This is a genomic window from Dokdonia sp. Asnod3-C12 (assembly GCF_045063975.1).
In the GTDB taxonomy this organism is placed as follows: Bacteria; Bacteroidota; Bacteroidia; order Flavobacteriales; family Flavobacteriaceae; genus Dokdonia.
Window position 1 is genome coordinate 755,829 of record NZ_JBEFNY010000003.1, and the last position, 21,720, is coordinate 777,548.

Annotated in this window: 23 protein-coding genes; 5 read left to right on the forward strand and 18 right to left on the reverse strand. The window is 36.8% G+C overall.

The genetic code is table 11. From position 1 onward, the window contains the following. Positions 1 to 183: 183 nt before the first annotated feature. The 4 genes from ACJJVW_RS03480 to rsmG form a co-directional block, all read right to left on the reverse strand. Positions 184 to 1,278, reverse strand: a complete 1,095-nt coding sequence (locus tag ACJJVW_RS03480) for a hypothetical protein (protein WP_405250780.1) — start codon at positions 1,276 to 1,278, stop codon at positions 184 to 186. Between the two features lie 51 nt (positions 1,279 to 1,329). After that, the gene (locus ACJJVW_RS03485; protein WP_405250781.1) at positions 1,330 to 2,130 is read right to left on the reverse strand and encodes a hypothetical protein; all 801 of its coding nucleotides are present in this window, start codon (positions 2,128 to 2,130) and stop codon (positions 1,330 to 1,332) included. Continuing rightward, positions 2,114 to 2,683, reverse strand: a complete 570-nt coding sequence (locus tag ACJJVW_RS03490) for an RNA polymerase sigma factor (protein ID WP_405250782.1) — start codon at positions 2,681 to 2,683, stop codon at positions 2,114 to 2,116. Before ACJJVW_RS03490 ends, ACJJVW_RS03485 begins: the two co-directional genes overlap by 17 nt. A gap of 153 nt (positions 2,684 to 2,836) precedes the next feature. Continuing rightward, entirely contained in the window at positions 2,837 to 3,466 is a 630-nt protein-coding gene (gene rsmG / locus ACJJVW_RS03495; protein WP_108876856.1) for a 16S rRNA (guanine(527)-N(7))-methyltransferase RsmG, read from the reverse strand. A 199-nt stretch (positions 3,467 to 3,665) separates the two neighbouring features. Here rsmG and ACJJVW_RS03500 point away from each other — a divergent pair, with 199 nt between their 5' ends. The 5 genes from ACJJVW_RS03500 to ACJJVW_RS03520 all read left to right on the forward strand — a co-directional run bounded on the left by ACJJVW_RS03500 (position 3,666) and on the right by ACJJVW_RS03520 (position 9,841). Then, the gene (locus ACJJVW_RS03500) at positions 3,666 to 4,763 is read left to right on the forward strand and encodes an acyl-CoA desaturase (protein WP_108876857.1); all 1,098 of its coding nucleotides are present in this window, start codon (positions 3,666 to 3,668) and stop codon (positions 4,761 to 4,763) included. A gap of 111 nt (positions 4,764 to 4,874) precedes the next feature. Beyond that, positions 4,875 to 6,059, forward strand: a complete 1,185-nt coding sequence (locus ACJJVW_RS03505; protein WP_405250784.1) for a pyridoxal phosphate-dependent aminotransferase — start codon at positions 4,875 to 4,877, stop codon at positions 6,057 to 6,059. Positions 6,060 to 6,325: 266 nt separating this feature from the next. Beyond that, positions 6,326 to 8,110, forward strand: coding sequence for a DUF885 domain-containing protein (locus ACJJVW_RS03510; RefSeq protein ID WP_405250785.1), 1,785 nt, complete (start codon positions 6,326 to 6,328; stop codon positions 8,108 to 8,110). A gap of 60 nt (positions 8,111 to 8,170) precedes the next feature. Next, positions 8,171 to 9,334, forward strand: coding sequence for a formate-dependent phosphoribosylglycinamide formyltransferase (gene purT / locus ACJJVW_RS03515; protein WP_298328813.1), 1,164 nt, complete (start codon positions 8,171 to 8,173; stop codon positions 9,332 to 9,334). A 6-nt stretch (positions 9,335 to 9,340) separates the two neighbouring features. Beyond that, complete coding sequence (locus ACJJVW_RS03520; protein ID WP_298328816.1) at positions 9,341 to 9,841, forward strand: MepB family protein; 501 nt, start codon at positions 9,341 to 9,343, stop codon at positions 9,839 to 9,841. 21 nt (positions 9,842 to 9,862) lie between these two features. Here ACJJVW_RS03520 and ACJJVW_RS03525 read toward each other — a convergent pair whose 3' ends face one another. From ACJJVW_RS03525 to secY, 14 genes are all read right to left on the reverse strand, one after another. Next, positions 9,863 to 10,777, reverse strand: coding sequence for a dimethylarginine dimethylaminohydrolase family protein (locus ACJJVW_RS03525; RefSeq protein ID WP_298328819.1), 915 nt, complete (start codon positions 10,775 to 10,777; stop codon positions 9,863 to 9,865). 86 nt (positions 10,778 to 10,863) lie between these two features. Further along, on the reverse strand, positions 10,864 to 11,361 hold the full coding sequence (locus ACJJVW_RS03530; RefSeq protein WP_298328822.1) for a GyrI-like domain-containing protein: 498 nt from the start codon (positions 11,359 to 11,361) through the stop codon (positions 10,864 to 10,866). Positions 11,362 to 11,463: 102 nt separating this feature from the next. Then, positions 11,464 to 12,750: a citrate synthase gene (locus ACJJVW_RS03535; protein WP_013751353.1), complete on the reverse strand. Its 1,287-nt coding sequence runs from the start codon at positions 12,748 to 12,750 to the stop codon at positions 11,464 to 11,466. 742 nt (positions 12,751 to 13,492) lie between these two features. Then, positions 13,493 to 14,782 carry a phosphopyruvate hydratase gene (eno, locus tag ACJJVW_RS03540; RefSeq protein WP_013751352.1) on the reverse strand — a complete coding sequence of 430 codons (1,290 nt, stop codon included), beginning with the start codon at positions 14,780 to 14,782 and terminating at the stop codon, positions 13,493 to 13,495. A 151-nt stretch (positions 14,783 to 14,933) separates the two neighbouring features. Further along, the gene (gene carA / locus ACJJVW_RS03545; RefSeq protein WP_405250786.1) at positions 14,934 to 16,046 is read right to left on the reverse strand and encodes a glutamine-hydrolyzing carbamoyl-phosphate synthase small subunit; all 1,113 of its coding nucleotides are present in this window, start codon (positions 16,044 to 16,046) and stop codon (positions 14,934 to 14,936) included. Between the two features lie 75 nt (positions 16,047 to 16,121). Next, positions 16,122 to 16,838: a hypothetical protein gene (locus tag ACJJVW_RS03550; RefSeq protein WP_405250787.1), complete on the reverse strand. Its 717-nt coding sequence runs from the start codon at positions 16,836 to 16,838 to the stop codon at positions 16,122 to 16,124. 154 nt (positions 16,839 to 16,992) lie between these two features. Then, a complete protein-coding gene (rplQ, locus tag ACJJVW_RS03555; RefSeq protein ID WP_405223007.1) occupies positions 16,993 to 17,466 on the reverse strand; it encodes a 50S ribosomal protein L17 in 474 nt (157 codons plus the stop codon). Positions 17,467 to 17,523: 57 nt separating this feature from the next. Then, positions 17,524 to 18,516 (reverse strand): DNA-directed RNA polymerase subunit alpha, encoded by a 993-nt coding sequence (locus ACJJVW_RS03560; RefSeq protein WP_013751347.1) that lies wholly within the window; start codon positions 18,514 to 18,516, stop codon positions 17,524 to 17,526. Positions 18,517 to 18,541: 25 nt separating this feature from the next. Further along, positions 18,542 to 19,147, reverse strand: coding sequence for a 30S ribosomal protein S4 (gene rpsD, locus ACJJVW_RS03565; protein ID WP_013751346.1), 606 nt, complete (start codon positions 19,145 to 19,147; stop codon positions 18,542 to 18,544). An 87-nt stretch (positions 19,148 to 19,234) separates the two neighbouring features. Further along, positions 19,235 to 19,618 carry a 30S ribosomal protein S11 gene (rpsK, locus tag ACJJVW_RS03570; RefSeq protein ID WP_013751345.1) on the reverse strand — a complete coding sequence of 128 codons (384 nt, stop codon included), beginning with the start codon at positions 19,616 to 19,618 and terminating at the stop codon, positions 19,235 to 19,237. A gap of 9 nt (positions 19,619 to 19,627) precedes the next feature. After that, entirely contained in the window at positions 19,628 to 20,002 is a 375-nt protein-coding gene (gene rpsM, locus ACJJVW_RS03575; protein WP_013751344.1) for a 30S ribosomal protein S13, read from the reverse strand. Positions 20,003 to 20,007: 5 nt separating this feature from the next. Beyond that, positions 20,008 to 20,124 carry a type B 50S ribosomal protein L36 gene (ykgO, locus tag ACJJVW_RS03580; RefSeq protein ID WP_010519235.1) on the reverse strand — a complete coding sequence of 39 codons (117 nt, stop codon included), beginning with the start codon at positions 20,122 to 20,124 and terminating at the stop codon, positions 20,008 to 20,010. Positions 20,125 to 20,141: 17 nt separating this feature from the next. Next, positions 20,142 to 20,357: a translation initiation factor IF-1 gene (gene infA, locus ACJJVW_RS03585; protein ID WP_013751343.1), complete on the reverse strand. Its 216-nt coding sequence runs from the start codon at positions 20,355 to 20,357 to the stop codon at positions 20,142 to 20,144. Beyond that, positions 20,357 to 21,709, reverse strand: coding sequence for a preprotein translocase subunit SecY (secY, locus tag ACJJVW_RS03590; protein ID WP_013751342.1), 1,353 nt, complete (start codon positions 21,707 to 21,709; stop codon positions 20,357 to 20,359). The genes infA and secY overlap by 1 nt, the downstream gene beginning before the upstream one ends. Positions 21,710 to 21,720: the final 11 nt, after the last annotated feature.

A 21,720-nucleotide genomic window follows, 5' to 3' on the forward strand; every position in this document is an offset into this window, starting at 1 on the left:
GTGTTTATTTAAAAGTGCCAATGGCAGCTTGCAAAAGTACTTCAAATTACAACAGTTTTCAATAGAAATAGCTGCAAGCTGTCCACAAAATCGAATCACTCTCAAATAGAAATAGCCCAGACATTTAAATATCTGAGCTATTATTATTTTTAATCACGCTTTCGCGAAAGCGTAACAACGAACCTATAAGTCTAATCGCAATCCAAGAGAAATATTATTTACCTCTCCTAGCTCTACCGTTTTAAACGCCGAACTCAAATCGTACTTAGCATACAAGCTAAGGTCTCCAGTTACTCTTATGTAACTTGACAGTCCGTAAACTAGGTTATCACCGTCGTAGTCTTGACGTGACTTCGTTTTTATACGGTCTCCGTTTTCTTTGTATTTTAATTTTTGCTGAGTTCCTAAGCGCACCCCTGCATATCCACCTATTCCCATTCTAAATTTGCCACCCGTTCTGTAACGCACATAATCTTCCTTCTGTTCTTTCTTCCATCCTCCAAATTCAAAATGCAAGGGCACCACAAGATTTGTCACTCTAAATTTTGCCTTTTTAAGATCAAATGGAAATTCTTGAAAAGTATTTCCTCCTTCTAGGCTTTCTAAAGTTCTGTTGTCCTTAATAGATAAGAAATTGCTCTGTAAAGAGAGTCCGTACTTAAACTGTAGTGCTCCAGAATTTTTAAAAACTCTCGTTTTCCAAGCGTACCCCAACTCCACAAACGTAGATTTACCTATAGAAAAGTCATCACCTATATCTGCATCATCACTTATCGCATTATTAAGACCCAATGCAAAAACGGTTTCCCCATAGGTGCGTCTGTCATAATTTGTTACTCCAGGTTTATTTCTATTTACAGCAACTCCTAATACTCTATTACCATCTCGGTCAACACCTCCTAATCCTATCTCAACCGAAGTTCCATAATAGGGATTCATGTGTCCGGTACGCTTCACTAATTCTATTTGATTATCAATAATTGCTAACTCATTTTCTATATTAAGTGCTATTTCTTCTGCTGCTTCTTTTTTTCTCTCCTCTACTTCTACTGCGCTTAGATCTAGCTTCTCTTGTTGCGCATTTATATATTCAATACGTCTTTTAAGTGTTTGTTTCCAGTTTTCTGTTAATTGCTCTTTTCTTTTTTCTAGAGCCGACACTTGGCTCACGATATCCCCAGAGACTTCTTTCTTGACTTCCTCAACCTCTTGTGCTTGTACATTTTGGGCAAAGATGATCACTGTTGCCGCTAGGGCAATTTTAATAATTGACTTCATAATTGTTTGTGTTTTGTGCGCTCGATGATGGCGCGTTATTGATGAATTTTCTTAATTATCTTTATTTGCAACTGCTTCTACAGCTCTATTAAATTCTTTTTTGAGCGTGCGGAACATTCTATCTTTAAAAGAGTCTGGATCAACCTCTGCCTCTACATCTAGCAGTAATTCGTTTGCATTTACAACTGGAGTTTGTGCTTTATAGATTTCCTGTCGCTTTATTTCAGTTTGTGCATTTTTAAGTAGCATATCCACCTCATCATCCGTTACAGAATGGTCACTTGCATCAACAACTGTTACGCCATTATTTTCTTGAGACACATAAGCCTTGTTAAGTGACTTATCACTTACGATTCCGTCATTATCCTTATCTACCTTAGCTACGGCATTATTTTTAGTTGGAGCAACTGTGGCTGTTGGCTTATAATTATTGCGATAGGTTTTGGTAGCTTCAGTATTAGTTTTTTGCTTCGCATCACGCTTTCGCGAAAGCGTAACTTCATCCTTCTCCACCTCTGCTGCAGCATCTTTTTCTACAACCTCCACCACCTGTATGTTCTCAGTGTTCCTTAAATTAATATTACTTGCATCTTCTTTATCGATGGTATTATTAATAGTTTCTGGCGTTTGTACTATTTGATTTTCTATTCCATCAGTATCACCTCCAAAAATGATAGCTGTAAGAAAAACACCTGCAATAAAACTAGCTGCAATAGCAAGCCAGAACACCAAGCCATTTTTCTTTTTACCCTGCTCCGTCTCAAGTTTACCCTCTATACGATCCCAAGCAGATGCGGTAGGTGCTATACGGCGACCTTCCAACTTTTCTTTAAAATTATCTTCTAACTTCATTGGTCCCATTATTAATTAATTCTTCTTCAAGTTTTGCTTGCAATTGCTTCCTTGCCTTAAACAATTGACTTTTTGAGGTGCTCTCACTTATTCCTAGCGTAGTCGCTATCTCCTTGTGTTTATATCCCTCTACAGCATACATTATAAAAACTACACGGTATCCCTCTGGCAGATCATCTATTAAACTCTGGATGTGTGCCACCTCGAGATCTGTCTGGATATTACTTATAGCATCGTTGCTCTCAATCTCACCATTTTCTGTGAAGTACAACTTCTTTATCGCACGTAAGTAAGAAATGCTTTCCCTTACCATAATCCTGCGTATCCATCCCTCAAAGCTCCCTGCATTTTTAAAACTATCCAACTTTGTAAATACTTTAAGAAAACCATTACACATGGCCTCCTCTGCCTGATGTACATCCTTTATATAATAACGACACACACTTAGCATCTTAGGCGCGTGCTGCTCATAGAGCGCTCGTTGAGCATCTCTATTGCCTTTTATAGCTTTTTTAATAAGCTGTTTCTCGTTATTAAACTGTATGACTTTCATACTTGATTGATAGGTTTCTATCTATAAAGACGCAGGCTATTTATAAAAGGTTGCCTCGTGCATTTAAAAAAGTTTTAAAATGAAAAAATTCCAAAATTTATAATAAGCATTCTTACTATAAACTTTGGAATTAAATATATGACTATAAAAGTCTTACCCCTTAAACTTCATAGGTAAGTGCACTACCTTTTTAGTTTCGAAAAACTCTTCTTCAAAAAATGAAGGAAGTTCATAGATGGTGGTAGTCGTATACTTTTGAAGCTCTTCTGTAAGATCGCCACCTTTTAAGTAAAGAATTCCATTCTTGAGTTCGTGAGTAGACTTTTTGGCAACTCTACCTTTTACCCAGTGTACAAATGTTTCCATTTGGGCTACTGCACGAGAAACTACAAAGTCATATTGATCCTTTACGGTCTCAACACGATCATTTGTTGTCTTTACATTTGTTATACCAAGTCCTTCTACAACCTCATTTACTACTTTGATTTTTTTACCAATGCTATCTACTAGGTGAAAACTCACCTCTGGGTGTAGTATCGCTAGTGGCACTCCTGGAAATCCTCCTCCAGTTCCCACGTCAAGAATTTTACTTCCAGGATTAAATCTCTGTACCTTTGCAATACCCAGTGAGTGTAGTACATGACGTAAGTATATTTCATCAATATCCTTACGGCTCACAACATTGATTTTAAGGTTCCAGTCGTGGTATAAATCCTTCAATTTTGAGAATTGCTCAATTTGAGTTTCGGTGAGATCAGGAAAGTATTTTAATATGATATCCATTAGTAGTATATTAGGATTGTAAAAGTACCATTTTACTCCCTATTATTTTAACGCAGGTTCATAGCTGTGAGCGGGATTAAGTATTACTTTTACAAGGCTATTATAAAAGAAAAACTTTTTCGCGAAAGCGAGAGAAAAACGCTATGCACAGTGCAATATCTTGAATTAAAGTGCGCTATGTTAGAGTAATTACAACATTATGGAAAATACAATTAAATTTTCGCGCACGGACTCAGCAAAATTCTTCAGAACGCTGAATAAACGTGTAAATTCTTATTTTAAAGAAAACGACATCAAACGCACAGGTAACTGGAAATTGTACCTCAAGGCGATTATCATGTTTGCTATATACTTAGTACCTTATTTCTTATTCTTAACTCTTGATATGCCTACGTGGCTGCAATTACTTCTTACTGTTGTAATGGGTGTAGGAATGGCTGGAATAGGTATGAATGTTATGCATGATGGAAATCACGGTTCATTTTCTAGTAAAAAATGGGTTAATAAATTAATGGGCAGTAGTATCTATATACTAGCTGGTAATGTGTATAACTGGCAAGTACAACACAATGTACTTCACCACACTTATACTAATATACACGGCCACGATGAAGATATGGAAGCTGGACGCGTATTACGTTTTTCAAAACATGGAAAATGGCACTGGGCTCATAAATTCCAGCAGTACTACTCTGTGTTTTTATATGGACTTCTTACTTTTAACTGGGCACTTACTACAGATTTTTTCCAAATGAAACGCTACATGAAGCGCAAACTATCTTATGGAAAACTACAAAGTCCTGCGAGACAATGGAGCACACTTCTTATCACTAAATCTATTTATCTAGGTATGTGGATTGTGATCCCGATGATTGTGATGGATCTTGCATGGTGGAAAATTCTAATAGGATTCTTTATTATGCACTACGTAGCTGGAGTAATTTTAAGTGTGATTTTCCAACTTGCACACATGGTTGAAGATGCTCACATGCCATTACCTGATGAAACAGGAACCATGAAAAATACGTGGGCGATACACCAATTATTTACGACAGTAAATTTTTCTACTAAAAATAAAATCATGAATTGGTTTTCTGGAGGTTTAAACCACCAGGTAGAACACCACATTTTCCCTCACATTAGTCACGTACATTATACAAAGATTAGTAAGATTGTAAGAGAAACAGCAAATGAGTTCAACCTTCCTTATCATGAGTATGAAACAACAAGAAAGGCACTCGTTGCTCACTTCAATCACCTAAAAAACATGGGAATGAAACCTGCGATTACTGCATAAAACAAGCGTAATTTTTCAGAAAATATCAAGTGCCAAATCTCTTAAGGATTTGGCACTTTTTGTTAACTTGCAGTACAAAACTTATATCAACATAATATATAATCTCCTAGTATGAATAAACTATCTACCCGTGTAACAGAAATGGCTACCTCTGCAACACTAGCAATGGCTGCCAAAGCAAGAGAATTAAGAGCAGAAGGAAAAGATATCATAGGTTTAAGCCTAGGAGAACCAGATTTCAATACTCCAGACTTTATAAAGGATGCCGCAATACAGGCGATAAATGACAACTATAACTCATACACTCCTGTAGATGGTTATGTAGAGTTAAAAGAGGCAATCATCACAAAATTTAAAAGAGACAACAAGCTCGATTATAAACTACCGCAAATTGTAGTTTCTACTGGAGCAAAACAATCACTTGCTAATATTGCATTAGTATGTCTTGATCCAGGTGACGAGGTAATACTACCATGCCCTTACTGGGTAAGCTACTCAGATATTGTAAAAATAGCAGAAGGTGTGCCTGTTGAAGTACCAACTTCTATAGATACTAATTTCAAAATGACTCCTGAGCAGCTTGAGGCAGCTATTACTCCTAAGACTAAGATGCTTTGGTATAGCTCTCCTTGCAACCCTTCTGGATCTATTTACAGTAAAGAAGAATTACGTGCACTAGCAGACGTTCTTGTTAAGTATCCAAACATCATCGTTGTAAGCGATGAGATATATGAGCACATCAACTATGTAGGTGAGCACGCTAGTATGGCTCAGTTTCCAGACATGTACGATCGTACAGTTACTGTAAACGGTGTGTCAAAAGCTTTTGCAATGACGGGATGGCGTGTAGGTTACATAGGCGGGCCAGAATATATAGCTCGCGCTTGTAATAAAATGCAAGGACAGATTACTAGTGGTACAAACTGTATCGCTCAACGTGCTGTGATAACAGCTCTAGAAGCTCCAGTAAGCAAAGTACAATACATGATAGACGAGTTTAAAAGTCGTCGAACTTTGATATTAGACTTACTAAATAATATTGAAGGTTTTAAATGTAACGAGCCAGAAGGTGCATTTTATGTATTTCCAAATATCTCTTACTACTTCGGAAAAACGCTAGGTGGAACAAAAATCGAAAACGCATCAGATTTTTCACTCTACTTACTTGAAGCGGCAAATGTTGCGACGGTTACTGGTGAAGCATTTGGAAATCCAGACTGTATACGTATATCTTATGCAGCTAGTGTAGACAACATAAAGGATGCAATGAAACAGATTAAAGCTGCTGTTTCATAGTTCTTATTAATTACGCTTTCGCGAAAACAGAACAAAACAAACCCGCTAATCTCTTAGCGGGTTTTTTAATATCTCTAATTCAACAATAAGTCTTAATATTCTTCTACTTAATAAGACACCCAAGCGACCACATAATTTATTTACGAATAAGTATCTTAGTAACGTAATAGTGAGTGTGAGAATACCGCTTTCGCGAAAGCGCATCAAACACTTTAAAACAACGTAAACCGCAGAAAATAATAGCTGCAACTTCTACAATCTTCCTTATGAAAAAAACACTACTCGCAGGAATAATGGCCTTAAGCCTAATAGCCTGTAAAAACGATGCAACAACAGAAACAGCTAGTACAGCAGACACATCACTAGCTTTTAACAATGTGCTAGACAACTATTATGAAGACGGACTAAAGCTCAACCCGCTTAATGCGACAATGTCTGGTGATAATAGATATAATGACAAATTTCCAGATGCATTATCTCAATCTCATAAGGATGCAGTAAAGACTTATTATAGCTCGTACCGCGACTCTATCCAGCAGTTTAACGACAGTGACCTTACAGACACAGAGAAGATGAGTAAAGAGGTGTTACTTTGGGATATTGCCATCAATCTAGAAGGTATGGAGTTTAAAAAAGACCTCACTCCTATAGACCAGATGTGGTCTCCACATCTTATGTTTGGCCAGCTTGCGAGTGGAGCTAGTGCGCAACCATTTAATACTGTAGAAGATTACCGCAACTGGCAAACACGTGTAGATGAATACCTAGTATGGCTCAACAGCTCAGAGCAAAATATGCGTCAAGGAATGAAAGAAGGCTACGTACTTCCTAAGTCTCTTATTAAAAAAATTATCCCACAAATGGATGCTATGACAGAGGCAACTGTAGAAAATCACTTGTTTTACAAGCCCGTAGCAAACTTCCCAGAAGGAATAACAGACGAAGATAAAAACACTTTACGCACAGATTACGTTGCGATGATAGAAGGTAAAGTAATCCCTGCTTATGCAAAGATGCGTGACTTTTTACAAAATGAATACCTAGCTGCTGGTCGTGATAGCTCTGGCTATAGTGACCTACCTGCAGGTAGCGATTATTATGACTATGCTATCAAACTTTACACCACCACTACGATGAGCGCAGACGAGATACACCAACTCGGACTGAGCGAGGTTACTCGCATACGTACGGAGATGGAAAAAGTAAAAGAGCAAGTTGGCTTTAAAGGAGACTTAAAAGCATTTTTTGATGATGTACGCACTAACAAAAAGCTAATGCCGTACAGTACTCCAGAAGAAATCATTGCAAATTTTAATGCAATGCATGAGACTATAAAGCCTCAAGTAGATTTACTTTTTAGCGTGCAACCTAAGACGGCTTTTGAAGTGAGACAGACAGAGGCATTTAGAGAGAACTCTGCAAGTGCAGAGTATAATCCTGGATCGCTAGATGGAACTCGACCAGGTATTTTTTACACACCTATACCAGATGCTAGCAAGTATAATGTATACTCAGATGAGTCATTATTTTTACATGAGGCTGTCCCTGGACACCACTTCCAAGTTTCTCTAACACAAGAAAGCGAGACACTACCACAGTTTAGAAAAACATTATGGTATAGCGCATATGGTGAAGGCTGGGCATTATATACAGAGTCGCTTGGTAAGGAGTTGGGACTCTATACAGATCCTTATCAATACTTTGGAACACTAGGAGCTGAGATGCACCGCGCAGTTAGACTTGTAGTAGATACTGGAATCCACACTAAAGGATGGAGCCGTGAAAAGGCGATTGCTTACTGTTTAGATAATGAAGCAGAAAGTGAAGCAGGTATCACATCAGAAATTGAGCGCTATATGGCAAATCCGGGACAAGCGCTTTCTTATAAAATTGGCCAACTTAAAATTAGAGAGTTGCGCACAAAAGCAACCCAAGAGTTAGGTGATAAATTTGATATCAGAGAGTTTCACAAAGAAGTACTTGAGACGGGATGTATCCCACTTGCACTACTTGAAGAAAAAATTAATGCTTGGATTGAAGAAAGTAAATAATACCGCTTTCATGCAAGTGAAGTTTACACAGAGCTTGCCGAAGTGCGAAAGCAAAACATTATGAATAAAAAGATAGTATTACTAGGCTCAGGAGAACTGGGAAAGGAATTTGTAATTGCAGCACAACGTCTTGGTCAAACTGTAATTGCGGTAGATAGTTATGATAACGCTCCTGCAATGCAAGTAGCAGATGGTCGTGAGGTGATAAATATGCTTGATGGCGACGCTCTAGATAGACTAGTCGAAAAGCACAAACCTGATTTTATTGTTCCAGAAATTGAGGCAATTCGCACAGAGCGCTTTTATGATTATGAAAAACAAGGATATACCGTAATCCCAAGCGCAAAGGCTGCCAACTTCACAATGAATCGCAAATCTATACGTGACCTAGCAGCTAAAGATCTTGGCTTAAAAACTGCAAGCTATCGCTATGCAACATCTGCAGAAACATTACAAAAAGCAGTTAAGGAAGTAGGAATCCCTTGCGTGGTAAAACCCTTAATGTCTTCGAGCGGAAAAGGGCAATCCACTATCAAAACACCAGATGATATTCAACGAGCTTGGGACTACTCTCAAGCTGGATCAAGAGGAGATGTCGCCGAGGTGATTGTGGAGTCTTTTGTAAATTTTAATTATGAGATTACACTTCTCACTGTTACACAAAGAGATGGTGAGACGCTGTTTTGCCCTCCTGTAGGTCACCGTCAAGAACGAGGAGACTACCAAGAAAGCTGGCAACCAGCAACTATGGAAGATGCTCATCTTAAAACCGCTCAAGAAATGGCAGCTAAGGTTACTGCTGCTTTGGGAGGAGCTGGTTTATGGGGCGTAGAATTCTTTGTAGGTGATGATGGTGTTTACTTTTCTGAACTCTCACCTAGACCACATGATACGGGTATGGTAACTCTGGCAAACACTCAAAACTATAATGAGTTTGAGCTTCACTTAAGAGCAGTTTTAGGACTACCCATAAAAGAAATTACTCAAGAACGTATAGGTGCAAGTGCCGTGATTCTTGCAACTAAGGAATCTGATAATCCATCTTTTACGGGTATAGAAAATATTGCCGCAGCTTCTAAATGTGACTTCAGGCTTTTTGGAAAACCTACCTCCCGCCCATATAGACGTATGGGAGTTGTAGTAACGTATGACGAACTAAGTGGCGATATTAAAAACGTTACCAAAAGAGCAAAAGAACTTGCTGCGAAAGTCACTGTGAATTAACAAATAATGACCTCTAACCTGAAACAAATTAAAGCGAGCATTTATGACAAATGCTCGCTTTATATTTCGGATTATCATGACGAGCTCGAAAGCAAATCCTACGGTGCCTGTACATTTACGCTAGCAGGCTTTAATATTACATGTAGAGATGCGAAAGTAACACCTAAAAAAGTAGGCCAATTTGTAACGTTCTGGAAACGATTAGAAAGTGGAGAGATTTCACCTTTTCACGAAAGTGATCTTATTGATTTTTATGTAGTAAATGTAAAGACAGAAAATAAGCTAGGGCAATTTATCTTCCCGAGATCAATACTTATGAAAAAAGGAATCATATCAACCCAAACTAAAGAAGGCAAGAGAGCTTTTAGAGTTTATTCAGCATGGGATACTCCAAATAATAAACAAGCTCTAAAAACCAAAAAATGGCAATTAGACTTCTTTTATGAAGTAAGTAAAGACGTAGATATGGATTTTATTACATCCCTATTTACATCCTGTGAAAAATAATAAAATGCGTTAATGTAATAACTACTCTCTTATAAGCGGCAGTGTACTACATCTGAGTAATCCTTCTTGCTTTGCAATCTCTGCATAAGCAACTTCTTCAACAGTAATATTTTGATCTCTTAACCAAGTATTAAGACGAGTAAAATTACGTTCAGAAATTACTACTTCTGGCGATATACTGAATATATTAGAATTCATATTAAACATCTCTTGAGACGAGATTTCAAATACATTTTCTTTTCCGTAATGGTTTAACAACCAGTTATACTCATTTTCTTGAAGGAACCCATTTTTATGCAATATCGCTTTTCCATCTCCTACTGGCTGGAAACAGCAATCTAAGTGAAGTGCGTTACTGTATGGATCTGTGTTTGATTTTCTAAGATCAAATGACATTACTTTTTTATTTGGAAACAACTCCTGTATCATCCCTACGGCAAGCATGTTTGTACGTGCAATGATATAATCTGGATAGTCCGCCCCTCTATATGTCCCAATGAAGACATGATCATCTGCAAGCATCACATCCCCACCTTCAATGTGTGCTTCTTCTGGTAATCTAAACACATGTGTTGGCGCCACTTGCTTTATAACATGTTCAATAGCATCTATTTCTTCTTCCCTATCAGGGAGAATATTAGCCTTAAAAAACTTATCGTCAATCACAAATCCTATATCCCTCGTAAAGATCTGATTCATATCTTTTATAAGTTTAGGTCTATATACCTCTACATCATACTTCTTGAATATAGTCGCTACTGCTTCCATCTCTGGAACCATGTCTTTTTCAAGAGGATATGTACCTTCTTTAATATGAAGCGCCGACTTAGGATCATAAGCATCTTCAAGTGATGGCGTAGGTCCATTACTTTCTGCAGTTCCTAAAACCACGGCTTTAAGACGTGACGTTTCGTTTTTTACATTGAGTTTAAGCATAGCGTGAAATTACAAATTCCACTCTTGAAATCCCAACAACAACGATTAAGTAACATAAAAAATATAGTAATTGAATGTGAGTAAAACTATACGATTGGAATCCAGACATCTTCTTGCGCATCTGGGTGATTAGGTCCTAAATAATCCGAACCCATGTACTCATAATGTGGTCTATGATCTAATTGATACCCAGACTGCGGAAGCCATTCTTGATACACATGGTGAGCAAATTTTCCAAAATCACGTGTGGTCCCTTTATATGAAAAAACAGCCCATTTACCCTTTGGGATTTTCAACACTTCTAACTCCTTTGGAATATCATCTTCGTTAAATACCGCTACTGCCGCCCATTTCACAAACTTGGTTTCTGGTGTAAAAGGAATAGACATAAAATTATCTGCATAGCACTGCACGCTATAACTCCCATCATTAGACTTGTTATGGATTGACTTTTTTAATGGTCCAAAAGTTTGCCATAATTGCATTGTAGTATTATGAGATAAAGACATTGTAGTCTTTAAACCTGCAAGTATAAGTTCTGCTTGCTCTACAATAACTGGTAATGGATGGTTGGTATCTTTCACGAAAGTGAATTTACAAATTATTAAACAGTCACATTCTGACTTTTTGAGCATAAAAAAAGAGCAAACGAAATGTTTGCTCTTTTATACTTTATTACTGAGTTCTTATCTCTCCGAAACTTCTTTAAAAGATCTTAAGTTTTCACCAGTATATACCTGACGTGGACGTCCGATAGGCTCTTTACCTAATCTCATCTCTCTCCACTGAGCAATCCAACCTGGAAGACGACCTACTGCAAACATTACAGTAAACATCTCTACTGGGATATCAAGTGCACGATAAATAATTCCTGAGTAGAAATCTACGTTTGGATATAATTTACGGTCTACAAAATATGGATCTTCAAGAGCTTCTTTTTCAAGTCCCTTAGCTATATCTAATACAGGATCTTCAATTCCTAATTGAGTAAGAACATCATCTGCAGCTACTTTAATAATCTTTGCTCTAGGGTCAAAGTTTTTATAAACTCTATGCCCAAAGCCCATTAAACGGAAAGGATCTTCCTTATCCTTAGCCTTAGCCATATATTTCTTAGTATCACCACCATCTTCTTTGATAGCTTCTAGCATTTCAATTACAGCTTGGTTTGCTCCACCGTGCAGTGGTCCCCATAATGCAGAAATTCCTGCAGAAATAGATGCAAATAAACCAGCATGTGATGATCCCACTATACGTACTGTAGATGTAGAACAGTTTTGCTCATGATCTGCATGTAAGATTAGTAACTTATCTATAGCCTCAATAACAGCTTTGTCCACCTTATACTCCTCATTAGGCTTTGCAAACATCATCTTATGGAAGTTCTCTACATAACCAAGAGAATTATCTCCGTAATCAAGAGGTTGACTCTTTTTCTTGCGCATTGCCCATGCAGCTAGTACTGGAAACTTCGCTAGAAGTTTTACAATAGCAGCATACATATCTTCTTCAGAATCTACATTTACAGTAGAAGGATTAAATGCTATAAGTGCAGAGGTAAGCGCACTTAACACACCCATAGGGTGTGCAGACTTAGGAAAACCATCTAAGATTTTCTTCATATCCTCATCTACGTGAGATTCAGATTTGATATCTGCGTGAAATTTATCTAGTTGTTGTTTTGTAGGAAGCTCTCCAAAAATCAATAAATAAGCTGTTTCAAGAAAATCTGCTTTCTCTGCAAGCTCTTCTATTGAATAACCGCGGTATCTAAGAATTCCTTTCTCCCCATCTAGAAAAGTAATAGCGCTCTCACAAGACCCTGTATTTTTATAACCTGGATCTATCGTCGTGATTCCTCCAGTAGCTCCTCTGAGCGTCTTTATATCAATTGCCTGCTCCTTCTCAGTTCCTGTAATTATTGGGAACTCGTAACTTTTTCCATCTATCGTTAGGGTTGCTTTATCTGCCATCTATCGTTATATTTTTCTTTTTTTATTCTATTGTTTGAAGTTAGGCTAAATTACAAAAAAGAAGTCTCATTTTTTAACATATAGGCTTCATAGAAGGTTAAAAATTAATTAAATTCTTACTAGATAAGATAAGAGAGAATTTTCCAAATATAGAAGAAGCTTATATACAGGCTTTTTACACAAAGGCAGATATGCTGTTTGTAGAATAATAAAAAAGGACATGTACCGTAGCACATGTCCTTTACCCAACTTAAATCTAGATTTTGAATCTCTTCAAAATCCATTTAAAAAAAGAGCGAGTGTACAACATCGAAGCGTAACTGCCCGCTCTTACCCAACTTAAAGTCATACTTGCTTGTTTATTCACTAACGATGCAACGAATGAGCCAGGTAAAAATTTAAAGAACTATATAGATTTAAAATTCGCTTTCGCGAAAGTAAAACCTACACAACTTCTAAAGATCATAATTTGGAAATATAAAATTAATGCATTTAAACGTGTTTACAACAGTATCGGAGTAAGATTTTACTTACTTGTCGATTTTTACATAAAACACTGGATCACAGAAGCAATAACTAATACTTTAAACAATAAAGAGTGCTACTAGTTTTATTTTTAAAAGAAAAATTACATTTCACTAAGCACATAAACCTAAAAATTCGTTATTAGTCGAATATTGTAGAAATAAAAATGCCTTCTCATGGAGAAGGCATTTTTTAAATAATATAACTCTTATAGTTATTACTTTATCTTAAAAGCATTCATAGCTGGGAAGTATGCTGTATCAGCAAGCATCTCTTCTATACGAATAAGTTGATTGTACTTTGCCATACGATCAGAACGTGAGGCAGAACCTGTTTTAATCTGTCCACAGTTAAGTGCTACAGCTAGATCTGCAATCGTATTATCTTCAGTTTCTCCAGATCGGTGAGACATTACAGAGGTATAGCCTGCATTATGTGCCATATTTACAGCTGCAATAGTTTCTGTAAGAGTACCTATTTGATTCACCTTAATAAGGATAGAGTTTGCAATCCCTTCATTTATCCCTCTTGATAAACGCTCTACATTAGTTACAAATAAATCATCACCTACAAGTTGTACTTTATCACCAATCTTATCAGTAAGATATTTCCAACCTTCCCAGTCATTCTCATCCATTCCATCCTCTATAGATATAATTGGATATTTATCTGCTAGCTCAGCCAAGTAATCGGCTTGTTCTTCACTAGTACGTATTTTTCCGGTTTCACCCTCAAATTTTGCATAGTTGTATTTCCCATCTACATAAAATTCTGCAGCGGCACAATCTAGAGCTATCATAATCTCGTCACCCCAAGAGTAACCAGCTTTTTCTACAGCTATTTTTACACTATCAAGCGCATCTTCTGTACCATCTAATGCTGGAGCAAATCCTCCTTCATCGCCTACAGCTGTACTCAGGTTACGGTCATGTAACACTTTTTTAAGGTTATGAAAAATCTCAGTTCCCATTTGTAATGCATGACTAAAGCTCTTAGCTTTAACTGGCATTACCATAAATTCTTGGAATGCTATAGGGGCATCACTATGTGACCCTCCATTAATAATATTCATCATAGGTACTGGAAGTGTATTTGCACTTACCCCACCTATATATCTATATAGCGGCATATTTAATTCGGCAGCTGCTGCTTTTGCACAAGCAAGAGAAACACCTAGGATTGCATTTGCTCCAAGTTTTGATTTGTTTGGAGTGCCATCAAGATCTATCATAAGCTGATCAATAGCGTTTTGCTCAAAAACAGATACTCCAAGTAATTCCGGAGCAATTAGCGTATTTACATTTTCAACTGCTTTCGATACACCTTTTCCCATAAAAGCATTACCACCATCACGCAACTCTACTGCCTCGTGCTCACCTGTAGATGCTCCAGAAGGAACAGCTGCCCTTCCCATTACACCTAATTCAGTAAACACATCAACTTCAACAGTTGGGTTTCCTCGTGAATCAAAAATTTGTCTTGCGTGAACTTCTATGATTATACTCATGTTATAGTTGTTTTATTAGTTACGTAAAAATACGATTTTGATGATGATTTTGTGAAGTCAATGTTCTTTTGTAGCGATAACGTTTTCGCGAAAGCATAAATTTTAAAATAAAAAAATCCCCATCTTAATAATTAAGATGGGGATTAAATTTTTAAGCTGTGACACTTTTAATATTATCTATAAATTGATCGAACAAATATGTTGCGTCGTTAGGTCCAGGGCTAGCTTCTGGGTGATATTGAACTGAAAAACAATTCTTATCCTTAAGCTTAATTCCTGCAACAGTGTTATCATTAAGGTGAACGTGCGTTATCTCCACATCGTTATTAGATTCTGTTTCTTCTCTATTTATAGCAAAGCCATGGTTTTGAGAAGTAATTTCTCCTTTACCAGTAACCAAGTTCATTATAGGATGATTGATCCCACGGTGTCCATTGTGCATTTTATAAGTAGAAATACCATTTGCGAGTGCTATCACTTGATGCCCTAAACATATTCCAAATAATGGATCGTTTGCACTAATGATATCTTTAGCAACTTGTATTGCGTTTTCAAGTGGCTCAGGATCTCCAGGTCCATTAGATAAAAAATATCCGTCTGGATTCCATTCTTTCATCTCCTTATAAGTAGTATTATACGGGAAGACTTTTACGTACGCTCCTCTTTTTGCAAGGTTTCGTAAAATGTTACGTTTGATACCAATATCTAATGCTGCAACCTTAACCTCGGCATTTTCTTCGCCAAAATAGTAAGCACCAGTGGTTGATACTTTTGAGGCTAATTCTAGTCCGTTCATATCAGGAACATCAGATAACTGCTTTTTCAAACCTTCAATATCATCTACAGAAGTTGAAATAACAGCATTCATAGCACCATTATCACGTATGTGTGCAACAAGTGCTCGAGTATCGACATCTGAAATGGCGAAAAGCTTACTGTCATTTAAAAAAGATTCCAGAGACTCTTCTGCATCTTTTCTTGAGTATGTGTAGCTAAAATTTCTACAAATTAATCCAGAAATCTTTACAGTGTCAGACTCAGTCTCAACATCTGTTGCGCCATAATTACCTATATGAGCATTTGTAGTTACCATTAACTGACCAAAATAGGATGGATCAGTAAAAATTTCTTGATAGCCTGTCATTCCTGTATTAAAACAAACTTCACCAAAAGAAGTTGCTTCTTTATCTCCTACAGATTTACCGTGAAAGATTGTTCCGTCTGCAAGTAATATTATGGCTGGTCTTCTAGATTGATATTTCATTTTTTGTTTTTTCCTTACAGAAGGCAAAAGTAGTGAATATACTCTTTTTAAAAAAGAATAGTTTTACCACTGACGTTAATTAGAAGAAGATCTAAGCGTGCTTAATTTTAAAAACATTTTCTTCAAATCATGATCTTCTTTATAGGACAACTTATTTTCTTTAATATATTGAACCATTACATCCTCATAATCATTGAAAATAGAGAGTACAGAGGACTTCTTTGGCTTAAACTTCTTAAACTCTCCTTCACTTATAAGATAATAGTTCGTATTACTTACATATTCATCAGGCTCTTGTCCTACTTGTATATCAAATTTTCCTTCTCTTATTCTGACGTTATGGTCTTTCAACAAAGAGAGGTCATCAGATTCGTATATAACTTCCATTAATCTAGATATATTATCTTGAGGATTTAAAGTTCTTTTGAAAATTAAATCATTTATACTAACAGAACTGACAACAAATTGATTTACATCTAATAGATACTCTCCCTCTTTAAAAGAAAATGTCCCTCGTTCCATATCAAAGTTTACATTACGTACGTCTATAACTTGCTTATTCTGCGTTACTACTCTAGCAGAGCTAAACCAATTGTCGAATAAAAACTTATCACCCTCTATCTTAGTTGCAGACTTAAATGTTCTGCCCGAATAATTACCTCCATCAAAATTGACCAATGACCCATCGATAGCTTGATTAGAATTCAAGCTAGACATAAACGTAACATCTTCAGATTGACAGAATGCTGTTAGGGAATTAATAAGTAAAACGGAGATCAAGAAATATTTCATAACTATACAGTTGTTTTGTTTACCAATATAATGCGCTAGCAACGGAATTCAATAGGGATTCGAAATCTTAACAAGATATTATGACTCTTTTGAAATCAAAAAAGGCCCTGCTTAATAGCAAGGCCTTTTTAAAACTGTTTAGATAAAAAATTATCTATTCTTCTTCGTTAGAAGCTTTTTCTTCCGTTGCAGCAGGTGCTACAGCTTCAGCTTTTTTACTTCCACGACGAGTATTCTTCTTTTTTGCTGGTTTACCTGGGCTGTAAATCTCGTTGTAATCAACAAGTTCAATCATTGCCATATCAGCGTTATCCCCGAGACGGTTACCCATCTTGATAATACGAGTATAACCTCCTGGACGATCACCAATCTTTGCCGCTACGTCTCTGAATAATTCAGTTACTGCATCTTTCTGGCGAAGCTTTGCAAAAACGATACGACGATTATGAGTAGTATCTTCTTTTGACTTTGTGATCATTGGCTCAACAAACTGCTTTAAAGCTTTTGCCTTTGCCACTGTCGTGTTAATTCTTTTATGTTCAATTAAAGAGCAAGCCATGTTTGCAAGCATAGACTTTCTATGTGCAGTCTTTCTCCCTAAGTGATTAAATTTCTTTCCGTGTCTCATTGTAATATGTATTTTCCCGCTTTCGCGAAAGCGCTAATGCATTTCTGCTATAGCTAACTAGTCTTTATCTAATTTATACTTAGCTAGATCCATTCCAAAACTAAGGCCCTTTACATTTACAAGCTCTTCAAGCTCAGTAAGTGACTTTTTACCAAAGTTTCTAAATTTCATCAAGTCATTTTTGTTATAAGAAACAAGATCTCCTAATGTTTCTACTTCTGCAGCTTTTAAACAATTAAGCGCACGAACGGAAAGATCCATATCGATAAGCTTAGTTTTAAGCAACTGACGCATGTGTAGAGATTCTTCATCATAAGTTTCAGTCTGAGCTATCTCATCTGCCTCTAAAGTGATACGCTCATCTGAGAATAACATAAAGTGGTGAATAAGTGTTTTAGCAGCTTCAGTAAGAGCTTCTTTAGGATGAATAGATCCATCAGTGATGATTTCAAAAACTAATTTTTCATAATCAGTTTTCTGCTCAACACGATAGTTCTCTATACTATATTTTACATTACGGATAGGAGTATAAATAGAGTCTGTAAAGATAGTTCCAAGAGGTGCATTAGACTTCTTGTTCTCTTCAGCAGGTACATATCCACGTCCCTTTTCGATAGTAATTTCCATATTAAGATTTACTTTCTTGTCCATGTTTGCTATCACCATATCAGGATTAAGCACTTGGAAACCAGAAATAAATTTTTGGAAATCACCAGCTGTTAATTGATCTACACCAGATAATGAAATTGTTACAGTTTCGTTATCTATCTCTTCTATTTGTCTTTTAAAACGTACTTGCTTAAGATTAAGGATGATTTCTGTAACATCCTCAACTACTCCAGCCAATGTAGAAAACTCGTGATCTACACCTTCTATACGTACAGATGTAATTGCAAAACCTTCTAATGAAGATAACAATACACGACGTAAAGCGTTTCCTACGGTTAAACCGTAACCTGGTTCTAAAGGTCTAAACTCAAATTTACCTTCAAAATCAGTAGAGTCAATCATAATGACTTTATCGGGCTTCTGGAAATTTAATATTGCCATATCGGTTTTCTAGCTTTAGTGGTTATTACTTAGAGTACAGCTCGACGATGAACTGGGTATTGATGTTTTCAGGAATCTGAAGACGTTGTGGTATTGCCACAAAAGTACCTTCCTTCTTATCGTTGTTCCAAGAAATCCACTCATAGACGTTACTTGAATTTTGAAGAGAGTTAGAGATTACTTCTAAAGATTTAGACTTCTCACGTACCGCAACAACATCACCAGGCTTAACCTGAAATGAAGGAATGTTTACGATGCTTCCGTTTACAGTAATGTGACGGTGCCCTACTAATTGACGTGCACCACTTCTAGAAGGAGACATTCCCATTCTGTGTACAACATTATCAAGACGACACTCACAAAGTTGAAGTAAAACTTCACCTGTAATTCCTGGAGCACGATTTGCTCTGTCGTACATGTTTCTAAACTGACGCTCAAGGATACCGTAAGTATACTTTGCCTTTTGCTTTTCAGCTAATTGTACAGCGTATTCAGATTTCTTTCCTCTACGTCTGTTGTTTCCGTGTTGCCCTGGAGGGTAATTTCTTTTTTCAAAAGATTTGTCTTCTCCGAAGATTGCTTCGCCAAATTTACGAGCGATCTTTGTTTTGGGACCAGTATATCTTGCCATTTTAAATGTATTTGTTGAGGGTGATTAGAAATTAAGGTCAATCCTTTGCTAATCGTTCTCCCTCGAGATATTAATTATAATTTATTATTAAACGCGACGTCTCTTAGGAGGACGACAACCGTTGTGCGGCATTGGAGTGATATCAATAATCTCAGTCACTTCAATTCCACTGTTGTGTACAGCACGTATAGCAGACTCACGTCCGTTACCTGGGCCTTTAACATACACTTTTACTTTACGAAGGCCAGCCTCGTGAGCAACCTTAGAACAATCTTCTGCAGCAGTTTGAGCAGCATACGGAGTATTCTTTTTAGAACCTCTGAAACCCATTTTACCGGCAGATGACCAAGAGATAACATCTCCTTTCTTGTTTGTTAACGAAACTATGATGTTATTAAAAGAAGCAGTAATATGAGCTTCCCCAACTGATTCTATAACAACCTTACGTTTTTTTGCAGTTTGCTTTGCCATTATGCCTTATTATTTAGTTGCTTTCTTCTTGTTTGCAACTGTTTTACGCTTTCCTTTTCTAGTACGAGAATTGTTCTTTGTACGTTGTCCCCTTAAAGGAAGACCCACACGATGACGAATACCACGGTAACAACCGATGTCCATCAAACGTTTAATGTTCAAAGAAACTTCTGAACGAAGTTCTCCTTCTATTGTAAATGTACCAACAGCATCACGTATGCGACCTATTTCGTCGTCATCCCAATCAGATACTTTTTTATCTTCTGATACATTAGCAGCTGCAAGAATTTCTTCTGCTCTGCTCTTTCCGATTCCAAAGATGTACGTTAATGCAATTACACCTCTCTTTTGTTTTGGGATATCTATCCCTGCAATTCTAGCCATAACTATTAACCTTGTCTTTGTTTAAACCTAGGATTCTTTTTGTTGATTACGTATAATCTTCCTTTGCGACGAACGATCTTGCAATCGGCGCTTCTTTTTTTAATGGATGCTCTTACTTTCATATCCAGCTTTTTTCCGCTTAATAGCGGTAAGTTATACGAGCCTTTGATAAATCGTAAGGACTCATTTCTAATTTTACTTTATCTCCAGGTAATAATTTTATATAGTGCATACGCATCTTACCTGAGATATGCGCTGTCACAACGTGACCGTTTTCTAACTCTACTCTAAACATTGCGTTAGACAATGCTTCGATTATAGATCCATCTTGTTCTATTGCTGCTTGCTTTGCCATTATGCTACTGCTTTTCTGTTTTTACCTGATTTCATAAGACCATCGTAGTGCTTATTCAAAAGATAAGAATTTACTTGTTGCATAGTATCTATAGCTACACCAACCATAATTAATAGTGATGTACCTCCATAAAACAATGCCCAACCTTGTTGCATACCTAAAACATTAACTGCTACTGCAGGAAATATAGCGATTAGAGCAAGAAACACAGAACCCGGAAGGGTAATCTGAGACATTATTCTATCTAAATACTCAGCAGTTTCAGACCCTGGACGTATACCAGCAATAAAGCCACCACTACGTTTTAAATCATCTGCCATTTTATTAGTAGGTACTGTGATTGCTGTATAGAAATATGTAAATACAATAATCAATAGTGCAAACACAAGGTTATACCAAAATCCAAAAATGTTATTTCCGAAGTTGGTTTGTAACCAAGTTCCAGCAGTTGTATCTGCCAAGAAACTTGCTCCACCTATCAACCCAGGTACAAACATTATTGCTTGTGCAAAGATAATAGGCATTACCCCAGAAGCATTAAGTTTTAGTGGTAAAAATTGTCTACTACCAAAAACATTTTTTTCGTAGGCTCCAGTCGCTGTTCTTCGTGCATATGAAACCGGAACTTGACGTACTGCCATTACAAGTAAAATACACAATAGGATAATAACAAACCAAATCACTAACTCTATGAGTATCATGATCAAACCACCGTTAGACTCAGTAACACGAGCTACCCATTCTTGTACAAATGATATAGGCATCGTTGCAATAATACCCACCATAATTAAGAGTGAAATACCATTACCAATACCTTTATCTGTGATTTTTTCACCTAACCACATAGCAAAAACACAACCTGTAACTAAAATAAATACAGATGATATATAGAATGTAGGTGTTAAACCCATTACAAAAGCGCTAGAAGGAACTCCTAATGCAGGTAACGCAGCAAGATATCCTGGCGCCTGTAATAAACAAATTGCAATAGTTAACCATCTAGTTATTTGGTTGATTTTGCGACGCCCACTTTCACCTTCTTTTTGTAGCTTCTGCAGATAAGGTATTGCTATACCCATTAACTGCACCACAATAGAAGCAGATATATATGGCATAATCCCCAACGCAAAAACAGATGCATTAGAAAATGCACCACCTGTAAATGCTGCTAGAAGACCTAACAAACCTTGATCAGTACTATCCTGCAAGCCCCCTAATTGAGAAGCATCTATACCAGGTAGTACTACTTGAGCACCAAAACGATATACGAGGAGAAGTGTGAGCGTAAGGAGTATTCTATTCCTTAGCTCATCAATCTTCCAGATATTCTTTATTGTATCTATAAATTTCATCCTCTTATATC

Excerpts from the sequence above, each read along its gene's own strand:
- ACJJVW_RS03490 (WP_405250782.1), bottom strand. The coding sequence starts at position 2,683 with ATGAAAGTCATACAGTTTAATAACGAGAAACAGCTTATTAAAAAAGCT.
- rpsD (WP_013751346.1), bottom strand. The coding sequence starts at position 19,147 with ATGGCAAGATATACTGGTCCCAAAACAAAGATCGCTCGTAAATTTGGC.
- ACJJVW_RS03500 (WP_108876857.1), top strand. The coding sequence starts at position 3,666 with ATGGAAAATACAATTAAATTTTCGCGCACGGACTCAGCAAAATTCTTC.
- rpsK (WP_013751345.1), bottom strand. The coding sequence starts at position 19,618 with ATGGCAAAGCAAACTGCAAAAAAACGTAAGGTTGTTATAGAATCAGTT.
- eno (WP_013751352.1), bottom strand. The coding sequence starts at position 14,782 with ATGAGTATAATCATAGAAGTTCACGCAAGACAAATTTTTGATTCACGA.
- ACJJVW_RS03485 (WP_405250781.1), bottom strand. The coding sequence starts at position 2,130 with ATGAAGTTAGAAGATAATTTTAAAGAAAAGTTGGAAGGTCGCCGTATA.
- ACJJVW_RS03505 (WP_405250784.1), top strand. The coding sequence starts at position 4,875 with ATGAATAAACTATCTACCCGTGTAACAGAAATGGCTACCTCTGCAACA.
- ACJJVW_RS03480 (WP_405250780.1), bottom strand. The coding sequence starts at position 1,278 with ATGAAGTCAATTATTAAAATTGCCCTAGCGGCAACAGTGATCATCTTT.
- ACJJVW_RS03535 (WP_013751353.1), bottom strand. The coding sequence starts at position 12,750 with ATGGCAGATAAAGCAACCCTAACGATAGATGGAAAAAGTTACGAGTTC.
- secY (WP_013751342.1), bottom strand. The coding sequence starts at position 21,709 with ATGAAATTTATAGATACAATAAAGAATATCTGGAAGATTGATGAGCTA.
- infA (WP_013751343.1), bottom strand. The coding sequence starts at position 20,357 with ATGGCAAAGCAAGCAGCAATAGAACAAGATGGATCTATAATCGAAGCA.
- ACJJVW_RS03525 (WP_298328819.1), bottom strand. The coding sequence starts at position 10,777 with ATGCTTAAACTCAATGTAAAAAACGAAACGTCACGTCTTAAAGCCGTG.
- ACJJVW_RS03520 (WP_298328816.1), top strand. The coding sequence starts at position 9,341 with ATGACCTCTAACCTGAAACAAATTAAAGCGAGCATTTATGACAAATGC.
- rsmG (WP_108876856.1), bottom strand. The coding sequence starts at position 3,466 with ATGGATATCATATTAAAATACTTTCCTGATCTCACCGAAACTCAAATT.
- purT (WP_298328813.1), top strand. The coding sequence starts at position 8,171 with ATGAATAAAAAGATAGTATTACTAGGCTCAGGAGAACTGGGAAAGGAA.
- ykgO (WP_010519235.1), bottom strand. The coding sequence starts at position 20,124 with ATGAAAGTAAGAGCATCCATTAAAAAAAGAAGCGCCGATTGCAAGATC.
- ACJJVW_RS03510 (WP_405250785.1), top strand. The coding sequence starts at position 6,326 with ATGAAAAAAACACTACTCGCAGGAATAATGGCCTTAAGCCTAATAGCC.
- ACJJVW_RS03560 (WP_013751347.1), bottom strand. The coding sequence starts at position 18,516 with ATGGCAATATTAAATTTCCAGAAGCCCGATAAAGTCATTATGATTGAC.
- ACJJVW_RS03550 (WP_405250787.1), bottom strand. The coding sequence starts at position 16,838 with ATGAAATATTTCTTGATCTCCGTTTTACTTATTAATTCCCTAACAGCA.
- carA (WP_405250786.1), bottom strand. The coding sequence starts at position 16,046 with ATGAAATATCAATCTAGAAGACCAGCCATAATATTACTTGCAGACGGA.
- rpsM (WP_013751344.1), bottom strand. The coding sequence starts at position 20,002 with ATGGCTAGAATTGCAGGGATAGATATCCCAAAACAAAAGAGAGGTGTA.
- rplQ (WP_405223007.1), bottom strand. The coding sequence starts at position 17,466 with ATGAGACACGGAAAGAAATTTAATCACTTAGGGAGAAAGACTGCACAT.